The sequence below is a fragment of the Rhodococcus koreensis genome, assembly GCF_900105905.1.
Lineage (GTDB): Bacteria > Actinomycetota > Actinomycetes > Mycobacteriales > Mycobacteriaceae > Rhodococcus_F > Rhodococcus_F koreensis.
This window is the reverse complement of sequence record NZ_FNSV01000005.1, coordinates 6,290,961-6,310,419: the sequence shown is the minus strand read 5'-3', so window position 1 is coordinate 6,310,419 and position 19,459 is coordinate 6,290,961. Positions and strand designations below refer to the sequence as shown.

The 19,459-nt window shown below is 64.3% G+C and carries 18 protein-coding genes; 17 read left to right on the top strand and 1 reads right to left on the bottom strand.

What is annotated here, in order from left to right; genetic code table 11:
- Positions 1-111 precede the first annotated feature (111 nt).
- From BLV94_RS33265 to BLV94_RS33255, 3 genes are all read left to right on the top strand, one after another.
- Positions 112-1,434 (top strand): cytochrome P450, encoded by a 1,323-nt coding sequence (locus BLV94_RS33265; protein ID WP_072937178.1) that lies wholly within the window; start codon positions 112-114, stop codon positions 1,432-1,434.
- A 68-nt stretch (positions 1,435-1,502) separates the two neighbouring features.
- Entirely contained in the window at positions 1,503-1,820 is a 318-nt protein-coding gene (locus BLV94_RS33260) for a 2Fe-2S iron-sulfur cluster-binding protein (RefSeq protein WP_072937177.1), read from the top strand.
- A 4-nt stretch (positions 1,821-1,824) separates the two neighbouring features.
- Complete coding sequence (locus BLV94_RS33255) at positions 1,825-2,250, top strand: DUF2834 domain-containing protein (RefSeq protein WP_244163727.1); 426 nt, start codon at positions 1,825-1,827, stop codon at positions 2,248-2,250.
- A gap of 63 nt (positions 2,251-2,313) precedes the next feature.
- Here BLV94_RS33255 and BLV94_RS33250 read toward each other — a convergent pair whose 3' ends face one another.
- Positions 2,314-3,600: a C40 family peptidase gene (locus BLV94_RS33250; RefSeq protein WP_143051515.1), complete on the bottom strand. Its 1,287-nt coding sequence runs from the start codon at positions 3,598-3,600 to the stop codon at positions 2,314-2,316.
- A 393-nt stretch (positions 3,601-3,993) separates the two neighbouring features.
- On the opposite strand from BLV94_RS33250, the gene BLV94_RS33245 reads away from it, so the two are divergent.
- The 14 genes from BLV94_RS33245 to BLV94_RS33180 all read left to right on the top strand — a co-directional run bounded on the left by BLV94_RS33245 (position 3,994) and on the right by BLV94_RS33180 (position 19,401).
- A complete protein-coding gene (locus tag BLV94_RS33245; RefSeq protein ID WP_072937175.1) occupies positions 3,994-5,097 on the top strand; it encodes an NAD(P)-dependent alcohol dehydrogenase in 1,104 nt (367 codons plus the stop codon).
- Between the two features lie 52 nt (positions 5,098-5,149).
- Positions 5,150-5,899, top strand: coding sequence for an MlaE family ABC transporter permease (locus BLV94_RS33240; RefSeq protein ID WP_072937174.1), 750 nt, complete (start codon positions 5,150-5,152; stop codon positions 5,897-5,899).
- A 141-nt stretch (positions 5,900-6,040) separates the two neighbouring features.
- Positions 6,041-6,817: an MlaE family ABC transporter permease gene (locus BLV94_RS33235; protein ID WP_095862193.1), complete on the top strand. Its 777-nt coding sequence runs from the start codon at positions 6,041-6,043 to the stop codon at positions 6,815-6,817.
- A 162-nt stretch (positions 6,818-6,979) separates the two neighbouring features.
- Positions 6,980-7,981: an MCE family protein gene (locus BLV94_RS33230; protein WP_244163726.1), complete on the top strand. Its 1,002-nt coding sequence runs from the start codon at positions 6,980-6,982 to the stop codon at positions 7,979-7,981.
- Positions 7,981-8,982, top strand: coding sequence for an MCE family protein (locus BLV94_RS33225; RefSeq protein WP_072937172.1), 1,002 nt, complete (start codon positions 7,981-7,983; stop codon positions 8,980-8,982). Before BLV94_RS33230 ends, BLV94_RS33225 begins: the two co-directional genes overlap by 1 nt.
- On the top strand, positions 8,982-9,983 hold the full coding sequence (locus BLV94_RS33220; protein WP_072937171.1) for an MCE family protein: 1,002 nt from the start codon (positions 8,982-8,984) through the stop codon (positions 9,981-9,983). The genes BLV94_RS33225 and BLV94_RS33220 overlap by 1 nt, the downstream gene beginning before the upstream one ends.
- A gap of 17 nt (positions 9,984-10,000) precedes the next feature.
- A complete protein-coding gene (locus BLV94_RS33215) occupies positions 10,001-11,197 on the top strand; it encodes an MCE family protein (protein WP_244163725.1) in 1,197 nt (398 codons plus the stop codon).
- On the top strand, positions 11,194-12,333 hold the full coding sequence (locus BLV94_RS33210; protein ID WP_072937169.1) for an MCE family protein: 1,140 nt from the start codon (positions 11,194-11,196) through the stop codon (positions 12,331-12,333). Before BLV94_RS33215 ends, BLV94_RS33210 begins: the two co-directional genes overlap by 4 nt.
- The gene (locus BLV94_RS33205) at positions 12,333-13,820 is read left to right on the top strand and encodes an MCE family protein (protein ID WP_072937168.1); all 1,488 of its coding nucleotides are present in this window, start codon (positions 12,333-12,335) and stop codon (positions 13,818-13,820) included. Before BLV94_RS33210 ends, BLV94_RS33205 begins: the two co-directional genes overlap by 1 nt.
- The gene (locus BLV94_RS33200) at positions 13,796-14,395 is read left to right on the top strand and encodes a hypothetical protein (RefSeq protein WP_072937167.1); all 600 of its coding nucleotides are present in this window, start codon (positions 13,796-13,798) and stop codon (positions 14,393-14,395) included. Before BLV94_RS33205 ends, BLV94_RS33200 begins: the two co-directional genes overlap by 25 nt.
- Positions 14,392-14,928 carry a hypothetical protein gene (locus BLV94_RS33195; RefSeq protein WP_072937166.1) on the top strand — a complete coding sequence of 179 codons (537 nt, stop codon included), beginning with the start codon at positions 14,392-14,394 and terminating at the stop codon, positions 14,926-14,928. Before BLV94_RS33200 ends, BLV94_RS33195 begins: the two co-directional genes overlap by 4 nt.
- A gap of 56 nt (positions 14,929-14,984) precedes the next feature.
- Positions 14,985-16,025 (top strand): ABC transporter ATP-binding protein, encoded by a 1,041-nt coding sequence (locus BLV94_RS33190; RefSeq protein WP_072937165.1) that lies wholly within the window; start codon positions 14,985-14,987, stop codon positions 16,023-16,025.
- A 61-nt stretch (positions 16,026-16,086) separates the two neighbouring features.
- A complete protein-coding gene (locus BLV94_RS33185) occupies positions 16,087-17,532 on the top strand; it encodes an aldehyde dehydrogenase (RefSeq protein WP_072937164.1) in 1,446 nt (481 codons plus the stop codon).
- Between the two features lie 201 nt (positions 17,533-17,733).
- Positions 17,734-19,401, top strand: coding sequence for an AMP-binding protein (locus tag BLV94_RS33180; protein ID WP_072937163.1), 1,668 nt, complete (start codon positions 17,734-17,736; stop codon positions 19,399-19,401).
- The last annotated feature ends 58 nt before the right edge of the window (positions 19,402-19,459 follow it).

Genomic DNA, 19,459 nt, shown 5'->3' with positions numbered 1-19,459 from the left:
CGCATGGGTGCCGTTCATGCATGAGACTCGAGTCACAGCATGAACGGACACCGCGCGACAGCGCCGGTACGTCCCGGCGCTGTTCAGCCCACACCAGAGAGAAGGTTGATCATGACGACGGTCGAATCCGCCAACACCACAACAATTCCCGATGAGATAGCACGGCAGATCGTTCTCGCCGAGGGACACACCGACGACGCGAAGCTGTACGACGCCTACCGGTGGCTGCGCGAGAACCGGCCGCTCGGGCAGGCACGCGTTGAGGGATACGACCCGCTCTGGCTGGTCAGTAAGCACGCCGATCTGATGGAGATCGAGCGACAGCCGCAGATCTTCAGCGCCGGCGGCGGCGAGGACAAGGGCTCGCACAACCCCATTCTCGCCAACCAGGCCGGAGACGAGTTCACGAAGAAACTCACCGGCGGAAGTCTTCGCATCCTGGACGCGTTGCCCTACCTCGATCCCCCGGAGCACTCCACCGTCAAGGATGTTGCGTTCGACTGGTTCCGGCCGGCCAACCTCAAGAAATGGGAGGACCGCATCCGCGAGACGGCGAAGGAATCCGTCGATCGGCTCGTGTCCGGGAGCCAGGACCTCGACGCCGTACAGGAATTCGCGGTGTTCTTCCCGCTGCACGTCATCATGTCGCTGTTCGGTGCGCCGGTCGAAGACGAGCCGCGCATGATGGCACTGACACAGGACCTGTTCGGGGTCGCCGACCCGGATGCGACACGTGAGGACATCGAGAGCCTGTCTCCCGATGCCGCCGCCCAGCAGTGGGCAGCGGCGATCTCCGACTTCTACGCCTACTTCGATGTTCTCGTCGAAAGCAGGCGAGCAGAACCACGCGACGATCTGGCGACTCTCATCGCGGTCGCGAAGGATGCCGACGGCGAGTACTTCCCCAAGACGTTCGCCTACGGGTGGTTCGTCGCCATCGCCACCGCCGGCCACGACACCACGGCGAGCACCCTTGCGGGTTGCCTGCAGCAGTTGGCCGCACGTCCCGACATCCTCGAGCAGGTGCAGGGAGACCTCGATCTGGTTCCCCACCTGGTGAACGAAGCGTTGCGGATCGTGTCTCCGGTGAAACAGTTCACCCGAGTCGCACTCACCGATTACGAACTCCGTGGGAGTTCGATCAAGGCCGGCGACCGACTGATGCTGCTGTTCCAGTCCGGTAACCGCGACGCCGACGTGTTCGACAACCCGGACACCTTCGACATCGACCGGCGTCCGAACAAGCAGATCGCGTTCGGCTACGGACCGCACATGTGCATCGGCCAGCATCTCGCCAAGCTCGAAATGAAGGTCATGCTCGAGGAACTGCTGCCCAAGCTTCGTCGCGTCGAGGTGACCGGCGAACCCAAGATGATCCAGACCAACTTCGTCGGCGGATTGCGGCACCTCCCCGTCCACCTGACGTTCGCCTGACCAGGTGGTGTGCCGAGACAAGATGATATTCGGCGCACCACCTTCGAGTGAGAAAGTGCCCTCAGCGCATGACGAAAGTTACCTATGACCTGCCGGACGGGTCGACGGAGCACGTCGATGTCGAACCCGGTGAAACGCTCATGAACGCAGCGCTCCGCAACAACCTCCCCGGCATCGTCGCCGAATGCGGCGGCAGTTGCGCCTGCGCTACGTGTCACGTCCACCTCCCGAAGCAGTACACCCGCTTCTTCGCCGAACCGACGGACGAGGAGACGGATCTGATCGCCTATCTGGACGCCGCGGACGACGATTCTCGTCTGTCCTGCCAACTCGTCGTCGCCGACAGCGAGGCCGAGATCCACGTTCGCGTCGCAGACAGCAGGTGACGTCGTGACCACGCAGATGCGCGGAAATACCGCAATGAATGCCCGTCACGCCTTCTACGTCGTCGCCGGGATCGCTGCGCTACTCCTGACCTGGCCATTCGCGTTCGACTGGATCGGCGACGGCGGAAACATCTTCAACCCGGTCGAATTCTTCGGAGACGGTATCGAGCCGGGCGGCACCGCCGCGTTCCTGAGCATCGACATGCTGATCGCCTGGACGGTCTTCATCGTCTGGGTGCTCACGGACACCGCACGGATCGGCATGCGCCGGAAGTGGGGCGTGGTCTTCGTGCTCTTGTCCTACATCGGCGTCTCCATGGCATTCCCGTTCTATCTCGTTGCACGAGAGCGCTTCCTGGCGCACGAGGCCGGCGGTCGACCGGACGCGAAGACACCGGAGAACCCGGCGTCCCGTGTCGGGCGCGGCTAGCAACCGACCGAGGCCCCTACGTCGAGCGCTGCTCGGCGTGGGGGCCTCGTGCCGTTCGGCCTTCTACGACACCACTCGCCGCGCCTTCATGCCCTCGAAGACCGGTGCGATCCGAACGACGTCGCCTGTCGTCGGCGCATGCACCATCTGACCGTTTCCCAGATAGATCGCGACGTGGCCGGGCCCTCCCGGGCCCCAGTTGCCGAACAGCAGATCGCCCGGCCTCGCGCCGTCCAGCGGGACCTCGACACCGACGTTCCACTGGGTCTCCGACGTGCGTGGGAGGATGAGGCCGGCGGTTGCGTCGTACACGGCGTAGGACGTCAGACCGGAACAGTCGAACCCTCCGGAGGACGGGCCCTTCACGCTGCCGCCACCCCACACGTACGGCAAGCCGAGATACCGAATTGCCGCCTGCACGATGAGACCACCCACACCCCCCGAATCACTGCGCAGGAGTTGTAGAACCGACGCGAACCGCCCCTCCGACTCACGGATCTTCGCGACGTACGGCCGGGTCTGGTTCTCGTAGTCGTCAGTCCCTCTGGGCATTCCCCCGAATTGGCGTACCGCTCCTATCCCCGCGTTGTATCCGGCGAGAGTCAGGTCAAGGGTATCGCCGGATACGAGCCCCTCGGCCTTCCATTCACCGATCTGGCTGTACATGTCGCACAGCAGGTTCCCGGACGCCATCACCGAATCGGCTACTCCGAGAACGTCCGACATTCCGTCGCCGTCGGCGTCCTTGCCGTATCGCGCCCAGGTGGCCGGCATGAACTGTCCGGGTCCACGTGCACCCGCCGGCGAGGCCGGCGAGGTGGCACCGTACCGAAATCCGTTCTCGACGGAATACAGCGCTGCGAGAACGGGCGCGGTGATTCCCTCGCAGATTCCACCCGCCTTCGTGAACCAGGGGACGAACACGGCGATCGAGCCGATCGGCATCGGACCGGCTGCGACGCTGCTGATAACGTCACCTTCCTCGCGCGGAATTGTTTCCGGCACAGTACTGTCGGCAGCAATCGGCTCCTCTGCGGGCCCGACCACCTCGGGCTCTTCGGATGCCCCCGGCAGCGACTCGTCGATTTCGGGATCAGGAGGAACCGCGACGACGGGTGACGGCAGAAACGGTGCCACCGCACTCTGGGCCGTCTCGGCAGCCGTGTCGACTGCCTGCCGAGCGGGCTCGCGGGAATTCTCGGGTAGCAATTCGATGTAGTCGTCGATTGTCACGTCGACGGCCTTCGCCTGATCCGCCACCGCGTAAATCTGCTGCATCGCGAAATCCTTTGCTGCATCGGGCATATCGGCGCCCTGGACGATGCCGCCGATTGCGGCGGCGACCCCCATGATGAGCGCCGAAGGATCAACAGACACTGGTTCCTCCTGAGATGGGACATCGATCGAGTTGATCGCGGAATGTGATTCAAGTCTCTCTTCATGCGTGCACTCGACGCGTCACACCAAGGGGTGTTTTCGGTACTTCGTCGGGGGCATCGGGTTCCCGCGGCGCGCAGACTGCCGACCCTGCGTCGACTCCGCCACATGAGCCTCGACTCCGTGTGGCGAATTTTCACAGGAAGACAGGACCTCTCGGGTGCCGTAGTCCCATCGGGGGTAAAAGGGGGGAGATTGGAGCGAACTTGCCGCTCATCCCTATTTTCAGGGCTTGTGATCTACCTAACATTGCACCTGAGCAAGTGATGCCCGTCCTCGGGCGAACACCTGAAATAGGGAGCAGTCGTGCAGATCACCGCCGCCGTAGTCCACGAAGTCGCGGGCGACTTCGCCATCGAGACCGTGTCTCTGAGCGAACCCACGGAACACGAAGTCCTCGTCGAGATCGCCGGCGTCGGTCTCTGCCACACCGATCTGGCCGTCAAGGAGGGCCATCTCCCGTTCCCCCTTCCGGGCGTCGTCGGCCACGAAGGTAGCGGGACGGTCGTGAGGGTCGGATCCGGAGTCACCAAGGTCGCTGCAGGCGACAAGGTCGCGATCAGCTTCAACAGTTGCGGCCAGTGTGCCCACTGTGGGAAGGGCGAGCCTGCGTACTGCCACAATTTCATGGCGTTCAACTTCGGTGGTGTGCGCCCGGACGGCAGTTCGGCACTCACCGCGGGGGACGCCACGCTCGGCGGCAACTTCTTCGGGCAGTCCTCCCTCGCGACACATGCCATCGCTCATGAACGCAACGTCGTGAAGGTCGCGGACGATGCCCCTCTCGAACTCGTCGGTCCGCTCGGCTGCGGAATCCAGACCGGCGCAGGCGCGGTGTTGAACTCTCTCGACGTCGCTCCAGGATCTTCACTGGTCGTCGTCGGCGCGGGTTCGGTCGGCCTGGCGGCTGTGCTTGCTGCCGTGGTCCGCGAGGTCGGCGTGATCATCGTCGTCGAACTTCACGAGTCGCGGCGCGAGCTCGCGCTGTCTCTCGGCGCGACCCACGTCGTCGATCCTGCGGACGGTGACCTCTCCGAACAGATTCGGGCAGTGGTGCCCGACGGCATCGACTACGCGATCGACACGACGGCTCTCTTGCCCGTGCTGGACCAGATCCTGCAGTCACTGGGTGTCCGGGGCACCCTCGGCCTCATCGGGGTCCCCGCCGACCCGACCGCCACAATCCCGATCGGCATGATGTCGACGCAGCTCTTCGGTCTGACGATCCGCGGGATCGTCGAGGGGGATGCCGACCCCGACACGTTCATTCCGCACCTTCTCGATCTGCACCGTCAGGGCAGGTTCCCGTTCGACAAGTTGATCACGACAATGCCGTTCTCACAGATCAACGAAGCTGTGGCCGTCCAGCATCGAGGTGACGCGGTGAAGGTCGTCCTCGTCCACGAATGATGACCGACTCCGCCGTATCGGATACTCCGGAAACAGTGAGAAAGGCCGTTCGATGTCAGTAGATCTGGAAGCCCGCCCGTCGAGGGCGAGCGCTGTCAAGAAGGGCATTCAGGTCGCGCCGACTGCGGTGGGCGCGTTCTACGCGACGTCGATGGAGACGTTCCGATGCATGTTCAAGCGCCCCTTCCACGCTCGCGAGTTCGTTCAGCAGGCATGGTTCATTGCGGGTGTGTCGATCATGCCGGCGCTGCTGATGGCGATTCCCTTCTGCATGATGTTCGTCTACCAGATCAATATTCTGCTGGCCGAGATCGGAGCCGTCGACCTCAGCGGGGCCGGCGCCGGTGTCGCGATCATCCGTGAAATCGGTCCGGTGGTAACGGTTCTCGTGGTTGCCGGCGCCGGTTCGACCGCGATCTGCGCCGATCTGGGATCGCGCACGATTCGCGAGGAAATCGACGCGATGAAGGTGTTGGGAATCGACCCGATTCAGCGTTTGTGTGTACCGAGGGTGCTGGCGTCGACTCTCATCGGAATGTTTCTCAACGGTCTGGTGTCTGCCGTCGGACTGGTGGGCGGTTACTTCGCGACGGTCTACATGCAGGGTGCGTCGCCGGGGCAATACGTCACGGCCATCTCGATCCTCACGGGACTGCCCGATTTCCTTGTCAGTGAGGTGAAGGCGGCGGTGTTCGGCATGCTTGCCGGTCTCGTCGCGTGTCATCTGGGACTCAACGCGAAAGGCAGCTTCCTGCTGCTCTTCCTCGCGAACTCGGTTATCACCACTCTTGCGCTGCACTGACAGCGCTCAACACCTAGCCGCACAGTCGGCTGTCAACGGGAGAATTCTGTGTCGAAAGCTACTCGGGCCGCCCCGGCGAGACCGCACGTTGCCGGGCTCGCGCTCCGCGCGGTCGGTGCACCTGTTGGTCATCTGGAGGAGATGGGCAGGCAGCTCCACTTCTACAGCCACGCCGTCACCTCCATCCCGCACACGGTTCGGCGTTACCGCAAGGAGACGATCCGACTGCTCGCCGAGGTCAGCATGGGTACCGGTGCCCTTGCGGTGATCGGGGGAACCCTGGTGGTCATCTCGCTTCTCACCACCGCGGTCGGCTACGAGGTGGGCCAGCAGGGAGCGACGTCGATGGGCCGCATCGGAATCGGTGCGCTGTCCGGATTCATCTCGGCATTCTTCAATACCCGCGAGGCGATTCCCGTCATCGCCGGCATCGCGCTGACCGCGACGGTCGGTGCGGGTTTCACCGCTCAACTCGGTGCGATGCGGGTGAGCGAAGAGATCGACGCCATGGAGACCATGTCGATCCCGTCGCTCCCCTATCTGGTGAGCACTCGCGTCACCGCCGGGGTCATCGCGGTGATTCCGCTGTATGCCGTGGCGTTGTTCGTCGGGTACGTCGCCACGCAATTGGTCACCGAGTATCTCGGTGAGGCGAGCGGAACGTACCAGCACTATTTCAACGTCTTCCTCGTGCCGAGTGATGTCGCGTGGTCGATGGTGAAGGTGCTCGCGATGTCGGTGGTGGTGATGTGTGTGCACTGCTACCACGGCTACAACGCGAAGGGCGGGCCGGCGGGAGTCGGTGTCGCGGTCGGACGTGCGGTACGCACATCCCTGATCTCGATCATGGTCATCGACCTTCTCATCGGAATCGCCGTCTACGGTGGCTCCGCAGGCGCCGTGAAAGTGTCGGGCTGACATGGGTGGCCATATCGAAGAGCGGAGCCGCCGCGTCTACGCGCTCCTGGGTGGGTGTCTGATCGCGTTGATGGCAATCGCGACCGCAGCGTCAGTCGGCATCTACCGCGGATTGTTCCATTCGACCGTCCCGGTCACGTGTACTCGGTGCGGTCAGGGCTGATGCTCGAACCCGGCTCGGACATCAAGATGCGCGACGTCGTCGTCGGCCGGGTGTCGAAGGTACAACTGGTAGACGACCGGGCCAAGATCACCATGGACATCGACGAGAGCCGAACGTCGACGATCCCGGAGAACATCACGGCCGTGATCGATCCGACCACGTTGTTCGGACGCAAGTTCGTCACGCTCGTCCAGCCGGAACATCCCTCGAGCACAATGGTGTCGGCGGGCTCTGTAGTTCAGGGCACCGGCGTGGCCACCGAGGTGAACGATCTCCTCGATTCGCTGGTGACGGTGCTGCGGACCGTGGAACCGCAGAAGGTCAACGCGACGTTGAGTGCGTTGTCGACCTCGTTGCAGGGCCGCGGCGACCAACTCGGGGACATGATGGTCGAGCTCGACGCCTACTTGTCCGAGTTCAACGGCAGCCTTCCCACGTTGCAGCGGGATCTGGTCAAGGGTGCGGAGGTCTCCGATGTCCTCGCCGATGCCGCTCCGGAGCTGCTGCGGACCGTCGATCATGTGAGTACCACCGGTGACACGGTGACCGAACGGGAACAGCAGTTGAGCGCTTTCCTGCTCAGTTTCAGCGGTTTCGGCAACAGCGGGCGGAGCTTCTTCGAGGCTTCCGGTGACCCGTTGGAGAAGTCCCTCGATTCGCTGGAGCCGACGACGGCGCTGCTCGCCCAGCATGCGCCGATGTTCCCGTGCTTCCTGGCGAGCATGGATCAGACCAACAGGTACCTGGAGCGCACCGTCGGCGGTAGCGATCAGGCCGGGCTGAACATCCTCGGCACTCTGCTGATGGGCGATCCGCCTTACACGTACCCGGAGAATGCGCCGAAGAACGGTGCTGACGGCCCGCCGCGGTGCTACGACCCCGCGCAGGCCCCCGGCCATACCGATTTCGACGACGGCAGCAAGGCCTACCAGCCCGCGCACGGAATCGAAGATCTGATCGGCAACCCGTTCGCGCAGTTCATGTTCGGAGGTGTTCGCTGATGACGAAGGCACCGGGAATCAAGTTGCTGATCTTCGTCCTGGTCACGTCGTTGACGGGATTCGGTGTGGCGACGGTGGTGGGCAACATGCGCTTCGGCAGCACGAACACCTATCAGGCCGTGTTCTCGAATGCGTCCGGGCTGGGCCACGGGGAAGACATCAAGGTCGGTGGTGTGCCGATGGGAAAGGTGACAGAGGTGGAGTTGGCCGGAGACGGCACGGCAGTGGTGTCGTTCTCCCTCTCCACGGAACGCCCCCTGACGGCGGGGACGACGGCGCGGATCAAGTACAAGAACCTGATCGGTGACCGCTACGTGGAGCTCTCGAACGGACCTGGCGCGATCGGAGCGCTCGACGGCCCGATCCCCCTCGAGCAGACGACGCCGGCGCTCGACCTCGACCAGGTGGTCAACGGATTCCGTCCTCTCCTACAGGGTCTCGACCCGGATCAGACAAATCAGCTGTCCGCTTCTCTGATCGAGGTACTGAACGGTCAGGAAGCGAGTATAGGGAGTCTGGTGGCCCAAATCGGAACCTTGAGCAACACATTGGCGGACCGGGATCAAGCGATCGGTCAGGTGGTGAGCAATTTCAACACCGTTGTCGGGACCGTGAACAATCGCGGTGACCAGTTCTCCGCACTGATCGACCAACTCCAACGTCTGGTCGCGGGTCTCGACGGCGACCGTGACCTGATCACCAATTCCCTGGTGAACATCGACCATGTCACGGACAGTCTCGCAGGAGTTCTCGACCAGAATCGCCCGGCGATCGCGCAGGACGTGGTTGCGCTGGGCGATCTCGCGGGCAACCTCGACGCGAATACCGACACCCTGAACATGGTGCTGTCCACGCTGCCCGAGAACTACCGCCTCATCGGCCGCGTCGCGGGTTATGGAAGTTTCGTGAACTTCTTCGTCTGCGGTCTCGCTGTCAAGTACGCGCCCGGGCCCGGTGGACTCACACCGATGTTCAAGGCCCCCGCAGAAAGGTGCCAGTGATGGCTCAGAAGTCCTTCCTCGAGCGCGATGCGTTCCGCATGGGCCTGGTCGGAACAGCCGTGCTGATCGGAGTCCTGTTTCTTGCGCTCAACTTCAACTCGATACCCGGTGTCAACAGGGCCACGACCTACCATGCCGAGTTCGCCGATGCCAGCGGCCTCGCGGTGGGTGATACCACGCAGATCGCCGGTGTGAAAGTCGGAGAGGTGAAGAAGCTTTCGATCGCCGATGGAAGAGTCGACGTGGAATTCGATGTGGACGGCGGTGCGGTCGGGCTCGGTGAGGACACGACGGCGGCGATCAAGGTCGAAACTGCGCTCGGTCGGCGGTACGTGGAGATCACTCCGGGACGCCATGGCGAGCTCGCCGACGACGCCACCATTCCGCTGGCCCATACCAGCTCCGGATACGACATCACCCGGGCGCTCGAGGAGGTCACCGACAAGGTGTCGGAGACCGACACCGTCAACCTGTCCGGCGCACTCGAGCAGGTCTCCTCGGTCGAAGACGAGCTTCCGCCTGACCTGCGGTCCTCTCTCGACGGCCTGTCCCGCCTGTCCGACACGGTGGCGAGCCGCGACGACGAACTGCGTCAGCTGCTCTCAGGCGCCGCCGACGTGTCCCGGATCCTCGCGGACCGAGACGTGCAGGTCGCCACGCTGTTCGGCCAAGGGCAGTCGCTCTTCACCGCACTGAACAGCCGGGCAGACACCATCCATCGCGTGCTCGTGCAGTCACGGCAGGTGGCCGACGCCCTCACCGGGCTTTCCCGCGACAACGCAGCAACACTCGGACCCACTCTCGATCAGTTGAAGACTCTGGTGGCCACATTGAACAGCAATTACGACAACATCAACGCATCGCTGACCGGCCTCGAACGGTTCGCGAAGCAGGTCGGCGAGGCGGTGGGCAGTGGTCCGTTCTTCGGGGTGCTCCTCCACAACATCGTTCCCGCCAACCTCTCCGGGCAGCTTCCCGGAAGCTTCGGGGGGCCGCGCTGATGGCATCGGTACGTGAGATGGCACGGGCAGTGCCGGCGAGACTGCTCGCCGTGGTGATCGCGGTCGCCCTCGTCGGGTTGCTGACCGCCGCCTGGATCGAAAATCACTCCGTCAACCACGTCACGGCGTATTTCCGGAACACCACCGGCATGTACGTCGGGGACCGGGTGATGATTCTCGGTGTCGAGGTCGGCCGCATCACGACGATCGAGCCGGACGGTGAACGGGTCCGAGTGGAGTTCGACTACGACAACGAGTACGACGTCCCCGCCGACGCGAAGGCGGCGGTCGTCGCCCCGACCTTGGTCACCGGCCGCTACATCCAGCTCGCACCGGCGTACTCGGGTGGACCGACCCTCGCGGACGGCGAAGAGATCCCCCTCGACCGAACAGCCGTCCCGGTCGAGTTCGACGAGATCAAGAAGCAGGTGGTCAAGCTCAGCGAGGACGCCGGACGCACTCCGGAGCATCCGGACGGTTCGCTCAATCGCTTCGTCAGCAGTACCGCTCGGACACTGGACGGCACGGGCACAGCGCTCCACGACTCCCTCATCCACCTCTCGGACGCCGCCACCATCCTGAACGCGAGCGGCGAGGACCTGTTCGGCACTGTCGAGAACCTTCAGAAGTTCACTACCGCGCTCGCGGCCAGCGATCAGCAGATCCGGGCATTCAGTGGCGAACTCGCGAACGTCTCGGGGCTGCTCAACGACAACCGGACCGAACTCGACGCGGTGCTGAGCAGCATGGTGACTACCTTTCAGGAAGTCACAAAGTTCATCGAGGACAATCGTGGGGCGCTGGTCGACAATGTCGGGCAGCTCGAAGAGATCACCCGGTTGCTCGTCGACCGCCAGGACACCCTGATGTCGATCCTGCACTCCGGACCGACGGCACTGTCCGACTTCTACAACATCTACGATTCCGACGCGAACTCGCTCACGGGCGCACTCGCGGTGCCCGAAATGCCGGACCCACGCTCGCTCATCTGTGCACTCTTGACCACGGTCGATGCTCCGGGCGACGAATGCAACACGGCTGCCGGCGCTTTCGCGGCGCCCTTGGCCAACGCCGCGGTGCGGCAGGCGTCACCGGCACCGGTCACCGCCCCGCGTCCCCCGGGGATCACGCCGGGCACTCCCGCACCGAATGATCCCGTCGCCTCCATCACCCAAAGTCTGCAGAACCTCATTCTCCCGGAGGGACCACGATGACGAACTCTCTGCGAAGATCGGCGCTCACGGCAACCATGCTCGTCGGTGTCGTCGCCGCGGCGGCAGGGTGCCGATTCGACGGAATCAATTCGATCGGGCTGCCCGGCAACGCGGTCGGAGGCGACGCCCACGAGGTGACAGTCGAGCTGGCGGACATCCAGAACCTGGTCGGCAACTCACCGGTGAAGGCCGGCAACGTCATCGTGGGAAACATCAGCCACATCACGGGCGACAACTGGGGCGCCAAGCTGACCCTCGAGCTCGACCCGGATGCAGAAATCCCCGTAAACGTCAGCGCCAAGCTCGCCCAAACCAGTGTGCTGGGCTCCCAGTACCTCGAGCTCACCGTGCCGCCCGGTACGGAGGGGGTCGGCAGACTCGCCGACGGCGACGTGATCCCCCTCGCCCGCACCAGCCAGTACCCGTCCACCGAGGAAGTGCTCTCGGCACTCGCGCTCGTCCTCAACGGAAGTGGATTGCAACAGATTCGCACCGTGACCTCCGAGCTCAACCGCGTTCTGGGTGGCCGGGAGGAATCGCTGCGCAGCCTGTTCGGCAACCTCGAAGAGTTCGTCGGTGGTGTCGACCAACAGCGCGACGACATCGTCCGGGCGATCGACGGACTGGACCGTCTCGGCGCGGAACTCGCCAGTCAGAATGAGACGATCGATCGGGGAATCACGTCGATCCAACCGGCCCTGCAGGTACTCGACGAACAGCAGAAACAACTCACCACGATGCTGAACGACGTGGGACGGTTCGGCGAGGTGGCCACCGAAGTACTCGAGAGCAGCCGCGACGACCTCGACGCCAATCTGCGGTCGCTGCAGCCGGTGTTGTCGCAGCTCGCTGCGGCCGGCGACCACCTCCCGGAAGCGTTGAAGATCGCCGGAACGATCCCGTTCCCGGTGACGACCACCCAGCGCGCCGTCAGGGGCGACTACATGAATCTCTTCCTCACCCTCGACGTCAGCGCCGAGACGGTCGGCGGCAAGGTCCTCGGCAGCATCCCCCTCGACGAACTGGCGGGACTGAACCCTGCCCGCCAAGCCGTGGATCCTCTCCTGGCACCCACCGGTGCAACGACATCCGGCCGGCCCGCGACGTCCGCACCGCAGAACGGAGCACCACGCTGATGAGATCGAAACTCGTTCGCTTCCAACTCATCGTGTTCACCGTGGTGGCAGTTCTCGCCGTCGGCAACGCCGCGGTCAACTACCTCGGGTTGAAGAGGGTCACCGGGATCGGGATGTACACGATCACGGCCGAATTCGATCGCGCCGGAGGCCTCTACGTCAACTCCCTCGTTACCTACCGCGGCGTCGACGTCGGCGTCGTGAAGTCGATCGACCTGGGCCCCGATCGGGCGTCGGCGGAATTGCAGCTGGATTCCGACTTCGCGATTCCCCGGAACAGCCAGGCATTCGTCCGCAGTGTCTCGGCCATCGGCGAGCAGTATCTCGACGTGGTTCCGGCATCCTCCGAAGGTCCCTTCCTCGCGGATGGTGACGTGATCACGAAGGAGAACACCGAAATCCCGGTGCCTGCCTCCGAGGTCGTCGACAAGGTGAACGTGCTCCTGTCGGAACTGCCCAAGGATGACCTCCGAGTCACCGTCGACGAGGCCTACACCGCATTCGACGGCGCCGGACCTGCCTTGTCGCGACTCATCGACTCCTCGCGTCCTTTGATCGAACTCGCGCAGGCGAAGATCGGCACCACGAGGACCCTCCTCGACGACGCCGAACCCGTCCTCGAGGCCGGAATCGACTCGCGAGCAGACATTGCGAGCTTCGCCCACGATCTCTCCTCGTTCTCCGAGCAGTTGGTGATGAGCGACGCGCAGGTCCGCGGTGTGCTGGACAACGGATCACAGTTCTTCGACACGGTCAGCGGCACACTCGACGACGTCCGCCCCACCGTTCCGCTGCTGCTGGCGAACCTCCAAACGGTCGGTGAGGTCGTGCGAGTGAGCATCCCGGGTATCGAGCAGATCCTGGTGATCTACCCGGCCGTGTCGGCATCGATCAACTACATGCACCGGGGAGTCCAGGGCGACGACCGGGTGTACGGTCAGGGCGCCCTCGACGTCAAGCTCGGCAACTCCGCGAACCCGCTCCCCTGCACCGAGGGTTACCAGGAAACCCAGCGGCGCGACCCCAGCGATCTCAGCGCGATCCCCGCACCGGAGAATTCCTACTGCAAGCTGCCGCAGGCCGACCCTCGGGTCGCACGAGGGGCACGGAACATCCCCTGCGCGACGAATCCCGCGGTGCGCACCGCCGAGATCGCGGACTGCCCGGGCGGTCTGCCGTCCACGTGGCCGGACATACTTGCCCGGCCGGGACAACCGTATTCGCCGCCGCCGGTGGATACCGGCGGTCCGAGCACGGGACCGATCTCGACCCCGCCGAGCCCGGACGCCACCGAACCCGGAACCGTCACACCGGCCTCGTGGTCGAACCGACAAGAATTGGGGAGCGGCGCCGGCACTCTCAGCGTTCCCTATGACCCGGTTACCGGAAGTTTCCGGGCACCGAACGGCGATCTCTACTCGATCGCCGGCGTTTCCGCACCACACCCGAAGGAGGAATCGACATGGCAGGCACTTCTGCTCCGGTAGAGGTCGAACCCCGCCTCGACCAGCCCGGCCCCGACCGACCCGGGGACGAGGCCCCAGCGGGGGCCGTACCCGACTCCGAGGAGCGGGCACCGACGCGCGGATTCCTCATCGGCCTGGCCACGACCGCGGTGATCGCGATCGCCGCCGTCGTCGTCGGCGGCGTCTCGTGGACCAACCTACGCACCGAACAGACCGCACAGTCCCGAGACGAGCAGGTCCTCGAGACGGCACGGCAGGTGGTGGTCAACCTCGTGACACTGCGGCACCAGAGCGTCGACGAAGATATCCAACGCGTCGCGGACGGCACCACAGGACCGTTCCGCGACCAATTCACTAGCGCGTCGGGCAGTTTCGGTGACGTATTGAACCAGGGCCAGGTCGAGTCGACCGGTGAAGTAAAGGAAGCCGGTCTCGTCGAGGCCGACGACGACCACGCCGTGGTCCTCGCCGCCGTGACGTCCACGGTCAAGAACACCGAGGCACCCGACGGCGAGATCCGCGTCTACCGCATGAAGGTCTCGCTCGATTCGGTGGACGGCAACTGGCTCGTCTCGGATGTGGAGTTCGTAGCATGAGAAACACACTTACCCGGATACCCGAGGCCATCGCCACCTGGTCCTATGCGCGGCGGCGGGCCACCCGCTACCTCGCCGTGCTTCTCGCAGGCGGACTCGTCGCGGTCGCGGTCGCGGTCGCGGTCACCCTCCAGGTCCACGATCACCACCAGATCAACAGCGCGGAGGCACAGGCGCGTGAACGCGCCACTCAGCTGGTCGCCGACGTGTTGTCGTACGACTTCAACACCATCGACACGCATTTCACCGACGTACTTCCCAGTCTCGGTGGCGATCTGCGCGGCCAGTTCGACAGTGTCGGCAAAGAGGTCATCATTCCGTCGGCGAAACAGCGCCAGGTCGTCACCTCTGCGACCGTCGTCGAATCCTCCGTCGTGGCCGCGTCGGAAGACGCGGTGACTCTGCTGTTCTTCGTCAACCAGTCGACCACCAGCACCGACAGCGCCGCACCGAAGTTGGACGGAAGTCGCGTGCGGGTCGGCATGACCGAGCAGGAGGGTACGTGGGTCATGACGGAGATGACTCCGGTCTGACCGTTTCCCCGAAACACGGGGATCAGTCGATGTTTTCGCAATCGTAGGAGGTAAAAGTGGGTGTCGAGGTATCCGTCGAGGGACTGACCAAGTCGTTCGGCTCGCAGAGGATCTGGCAGGACGTCACGTTGATCCTGCCCACCGGCGAGGTCAGCGCATTGCTCGGCCCGTCCGGAACGGGCAAATCGGTGTTCCTGAAATCGCTGATCGGTCTGCTCCGCCCCGAGCAGGGCTCGATCGTGATCGACGGCACCAACATTCTCGAATGCTCGTCCAAGGAACTCTACGAGATCCGCAAGCTGTTCGGGGTGCTGTTCCAGGACGGTGCGTTGTTCGGCTCGATGAACCTGTACGACAACGTGGCCTTCCCGCTGCGCGAGCACACCAAGAAGTCCGAGTCGGACGTCCGCAAGATCGTGATGGAGAAGATGGAACTCGTCGGCCTGCTCGGGGCCGAGGACAAACTGCCCGGGGAGATCTCCGGTGGCATGCGCAAGCGGGCCGGCCTGGCCCGGGCGCTGGTGCTGGACCCGCAGATCATCCTCGTCGACGAACCCGACTCCGGCCTGGACCCGGTCCGCACCACCTACATCAGCCAGACGCTGATCGACATCAACGCCGAAATCGACGCGACGATCCTGATCGTCTCGCACAACATCAACCTCGCGCGGACGGTGCCGGACAACATCGGCATGCTGTTCCGCCGACAACTGGTGATGTTCGGACCCCGCGAGGTGCTGCTCACCAGCGACCAGCCGGTGGTCAAACAGTTCCTCAACGGCACCATGATCGGCCCGATCGGGATGTCCGAGGAGAAAGACGAGGCCACCATGGCCGCCGAGCAGGCCATGGTCGACGCCGGACACCACGCCGGTGGTGTCGACGACGTCGAGGGCATCGTCCCGCAGATGAAGGCCACCCCGGGGATGCCGTTCCGGCAGGCCGTCGCCCGCCGGCAGGAACGCGTCCGCGACATCTTGCACACCCTGCCGGAGAACGCGCAGGTCGCCATCCAGGACAGCTTCGAGGAGAGCTTCGGCCCCTACGACGACACCGAGGATTTCTCGATATACGAGGAGCCCCTCGAATCCGTGTGATCCATCTTCCCGGTTCACGACTCGGCAACAAGAACAGCCAGATCAACGAGAGGAACCCGTCATGACGACGAACAACAACGCCTTCTTCATCGGAGGCGAATGGCATGCGCCCGCCTCGAGTGGCGTGATCACGGTGGTATCGCCCAACGACGAACAGGTGGTGGGCCACACCCCCGATGGCGCCGAACCCGACATGGACGCCGCCGTCGACGCGGCACGCCGGGCATTCGACGATCCGACCGGTTGGTCGCAGTGGGAACCGGCTCGGCGAGCGCAGGCACTGGGACGCCTTGCAGATGCGCTCGACAAACGCGCACCGGAGATGGTCCAGGCGGTGAGCTCACAGAACGGCATGCCCGTCGCGGTCGCAGAGAAGCTGGAAGCCGTATTCCCGCAGGTTCTGCTGCGCTACTACGCCGGATTGATCGAGAACGACTCCTTCGAGGAGACACGGCCGGGTCTGCTCGGCGGATCGACTCTCGTGACCAAGACCCCGATCGGGGTCGTCGGCGCGATCGTCCCGTGGAACTTCCCGCAGGCACTCGCCGCGTTCAAATACGCTCCCGCTCTGGCTGCCGGGTGCACGATCGTCATCAAGCCGTCCCCGGAGACGGTCCTCGACAGCTACGTTCTCGCGGAAGCGGTCGAAGAGGCAGCCCTGCCGGCGGGCGTGATCAACATCGTGCCCGGCGGTCGCGAACTGGGCGCGTACCTGGTCTCGCATCCCGGCATCGACAAGGTGGCGTTCACCGGGTCGTCGACTGCCGGCCGCAACATCGCCGAGGCCTGCGGCCGACTGCTCCGGCCGGTCACGCTGGAACTCGGTGGAAAGTCGGCGGCGATCATCCTCGACGACGCGAATCTGGATCTCGCCACCGTCGGCGAACAGCTGTTCGGGGCGACCATGCTGAACAACGGCCAGGTCTGCTACCTCGGCACCCGCATCCTGGCACCACAGTCGCGCTACCAGGAAGTGGTCGACACGTTCAGTGCTCTGGCCGGGTCACTGACCGTAGGAAGTTCCCTCGACCCCGCCACGATGATCGGACCGATGGCCAGCGCCCGGCAGCGCGACCGGGTCGAGTCCTACATCGCGAAGGGCAGAGGCGAGGGTGCCCGCATCACGGTCGGTGGTGGACGCCCCGCGGACCTCGAGAAGGGATGGTTCGTGGAACCGACCATCTTCGCGGACGTCGACAACAACTACACGATCGCCCAGGAGGAGATCTTCGGACCCGTGCTGTCGATCATTTCTTATCGGGACGACGAGGACGCTGTCCGCATCGCCAACGACAGCGACTTCGGTCTCGGCGGCACCGTCTTCACCGCCGATCACGACCACGGAGTCGCCGTCGCCCGGCGCATCCAGACGGGAACCGTCGGCATCAACGGCTACCTTCCCGATCCGACGGCGCCGTTCGGTGGTGTCAAGGCCAGTGGTCTCGGACGCGAATTGGGTCCGGAGGCCCTGTCCGCCTATCTCGTGCCGAAGTCGATCTACCTGTAAGGGCGAGTGCGGGTGCGGCACTCGGGGCGCACCCGCATCGCTCCGCGGACCACTCATCCCCATGGGGCATTTCCCTCCCCCCGAAGGATGAGAACGCGTCCGATTCGCACCTTTTACCCCCTCTCGGTCGGCATTATGGTTCGACCAAACACTGTGGCCTGTCCCCTGTCGGGAGAGGCACCTGAAAGCAAGGATCCGCACATGGATGTCATGGAACACGCGGGAGCGATTCTCCCCGAGGACCGCTACAGTGCGAGCACCCTCGAGGCGTTCCGATCGAACGGGTACTGGCGCGACGAGAGCCTGACCCAATACGTGGACCGGTGGGCGGACACCGACCCGGACTTCGTCGCCGTCACCGACGGCTACGGAACTCTCACGCGCGGTGAACTTCGAGCGCAGGCGTACCGTCTCGCGGCCTCCCTGCAGACGCTCGGCGTCGAACGGGGTGACCGCGTTCAGGTCCAGTTGCCGAACTGGAACGAGTTCGTCGTCATCTACGTGGCGCTCGCCCGGATCGGCGCCGTCCTCGTGCCCACCATGCCGGTGTACCGGCACGACGAGGTGCGCTACGTACTGGAGCACTCCGGAGCCAAGATCTCCTTCGTCACCGAGGAATTCCGCAAGTTCCGGTACACGGATATGCTCGCCGAGGTGCGTAAGGACGTACCCGGACTCGAACAGGTCGTCGTCGTGCGTGGGACGGCGGGCGCCGGCACGATCGCCTTCGATGACCTGATTGCCGGCGACCATGTACCCGGCGACGACGAACTCGGACCACCACCGCCCGCGGATGCCGCCCACGCCATCATCTACACCTCGGGAACCGAGTCGCGGCCGAAAGGCTGCCAACATACCTTCAACACACTGTCTTTCACCGCCCACGGACTCGGCGGGCAGGTGATGGGGCTGAACCCCGACGACGTGATGTTCATGCCCTCTCCCGTCACCCACGCGACAGGACTGGCCGTGGGAGTGGCGACTCCGTTGATCCTCGGAAGCGGGATCCACCTTCTCGACGTGTGGGAGCCCAACGAGGGACTCCGGCGTATCGCGGAATTCAAGACGACAGTGAGCATGGCCGCGACACCATTCCTCCAGATGGCACTCGGGGCCATCGAAGCCGGTGCCGACCACGACGTCAGCGCGATGCGACTCTGGGTCAGCGCCGGCGCACCGATACCCGAGACCCTTCTTCGGAAATGGAAGACGGCACTACCTGACTGCACACTCTTACCGGTATACGGCAGTAGCGAAGGACTACTGGTGACGGCAGTGCGTGTCGACGACCCGCTCGAGAAGGTGCTCTCCTCAGACGGGCGTGCGTTCGATGGTGTCGGTCTCGAGATCCGCGACGAGGAAGGCACCACCGTACCGGCCAGCGAGGAAGGCCAGATCTTCTACGGAGGACCGGGCATCTTCCTCGGGTACTGGCGCGACCCCGAACGCACGACCGCGTCGGTCGACGCACGTGGGTTCCTCTCCTCAGGTGATCTCGGCCGCGTCGACAAAGACGGCTATCTGCGGGTCACGGGACGAATCAAGGACCTCATCATCCGCGGCGGCATGAACATCTCGGCGCGGGAAGTGGAGGAGCACCTCCTGGCGCACCCGCGTATCACCGCAGCTGCAGCTGTGTCGATGCCCGACGCGCGTCTCGGCGAGAAGGTATGCGCCTTCGTCGTTGCCAACGGCCCCGCACCAACTCTGGACGAAATCGCCGACTTCCTGCGAATCGAGCGCAAGGCCATGGTGCAGAAGATTCCCGAGAAGCTGGTAGTCGTCGATCAACTCCCCACCACCGCGACCGGCAAGATCCAGAAGTTCGTTCTCCGCAAGCAAGCGGCCGAAGCGGTTGCCGGCGACTAGATCCCGACCAGGACACAGGACCGCCCCCCTCGCCGAGGCAAGGGGGGCGGTATTCGTG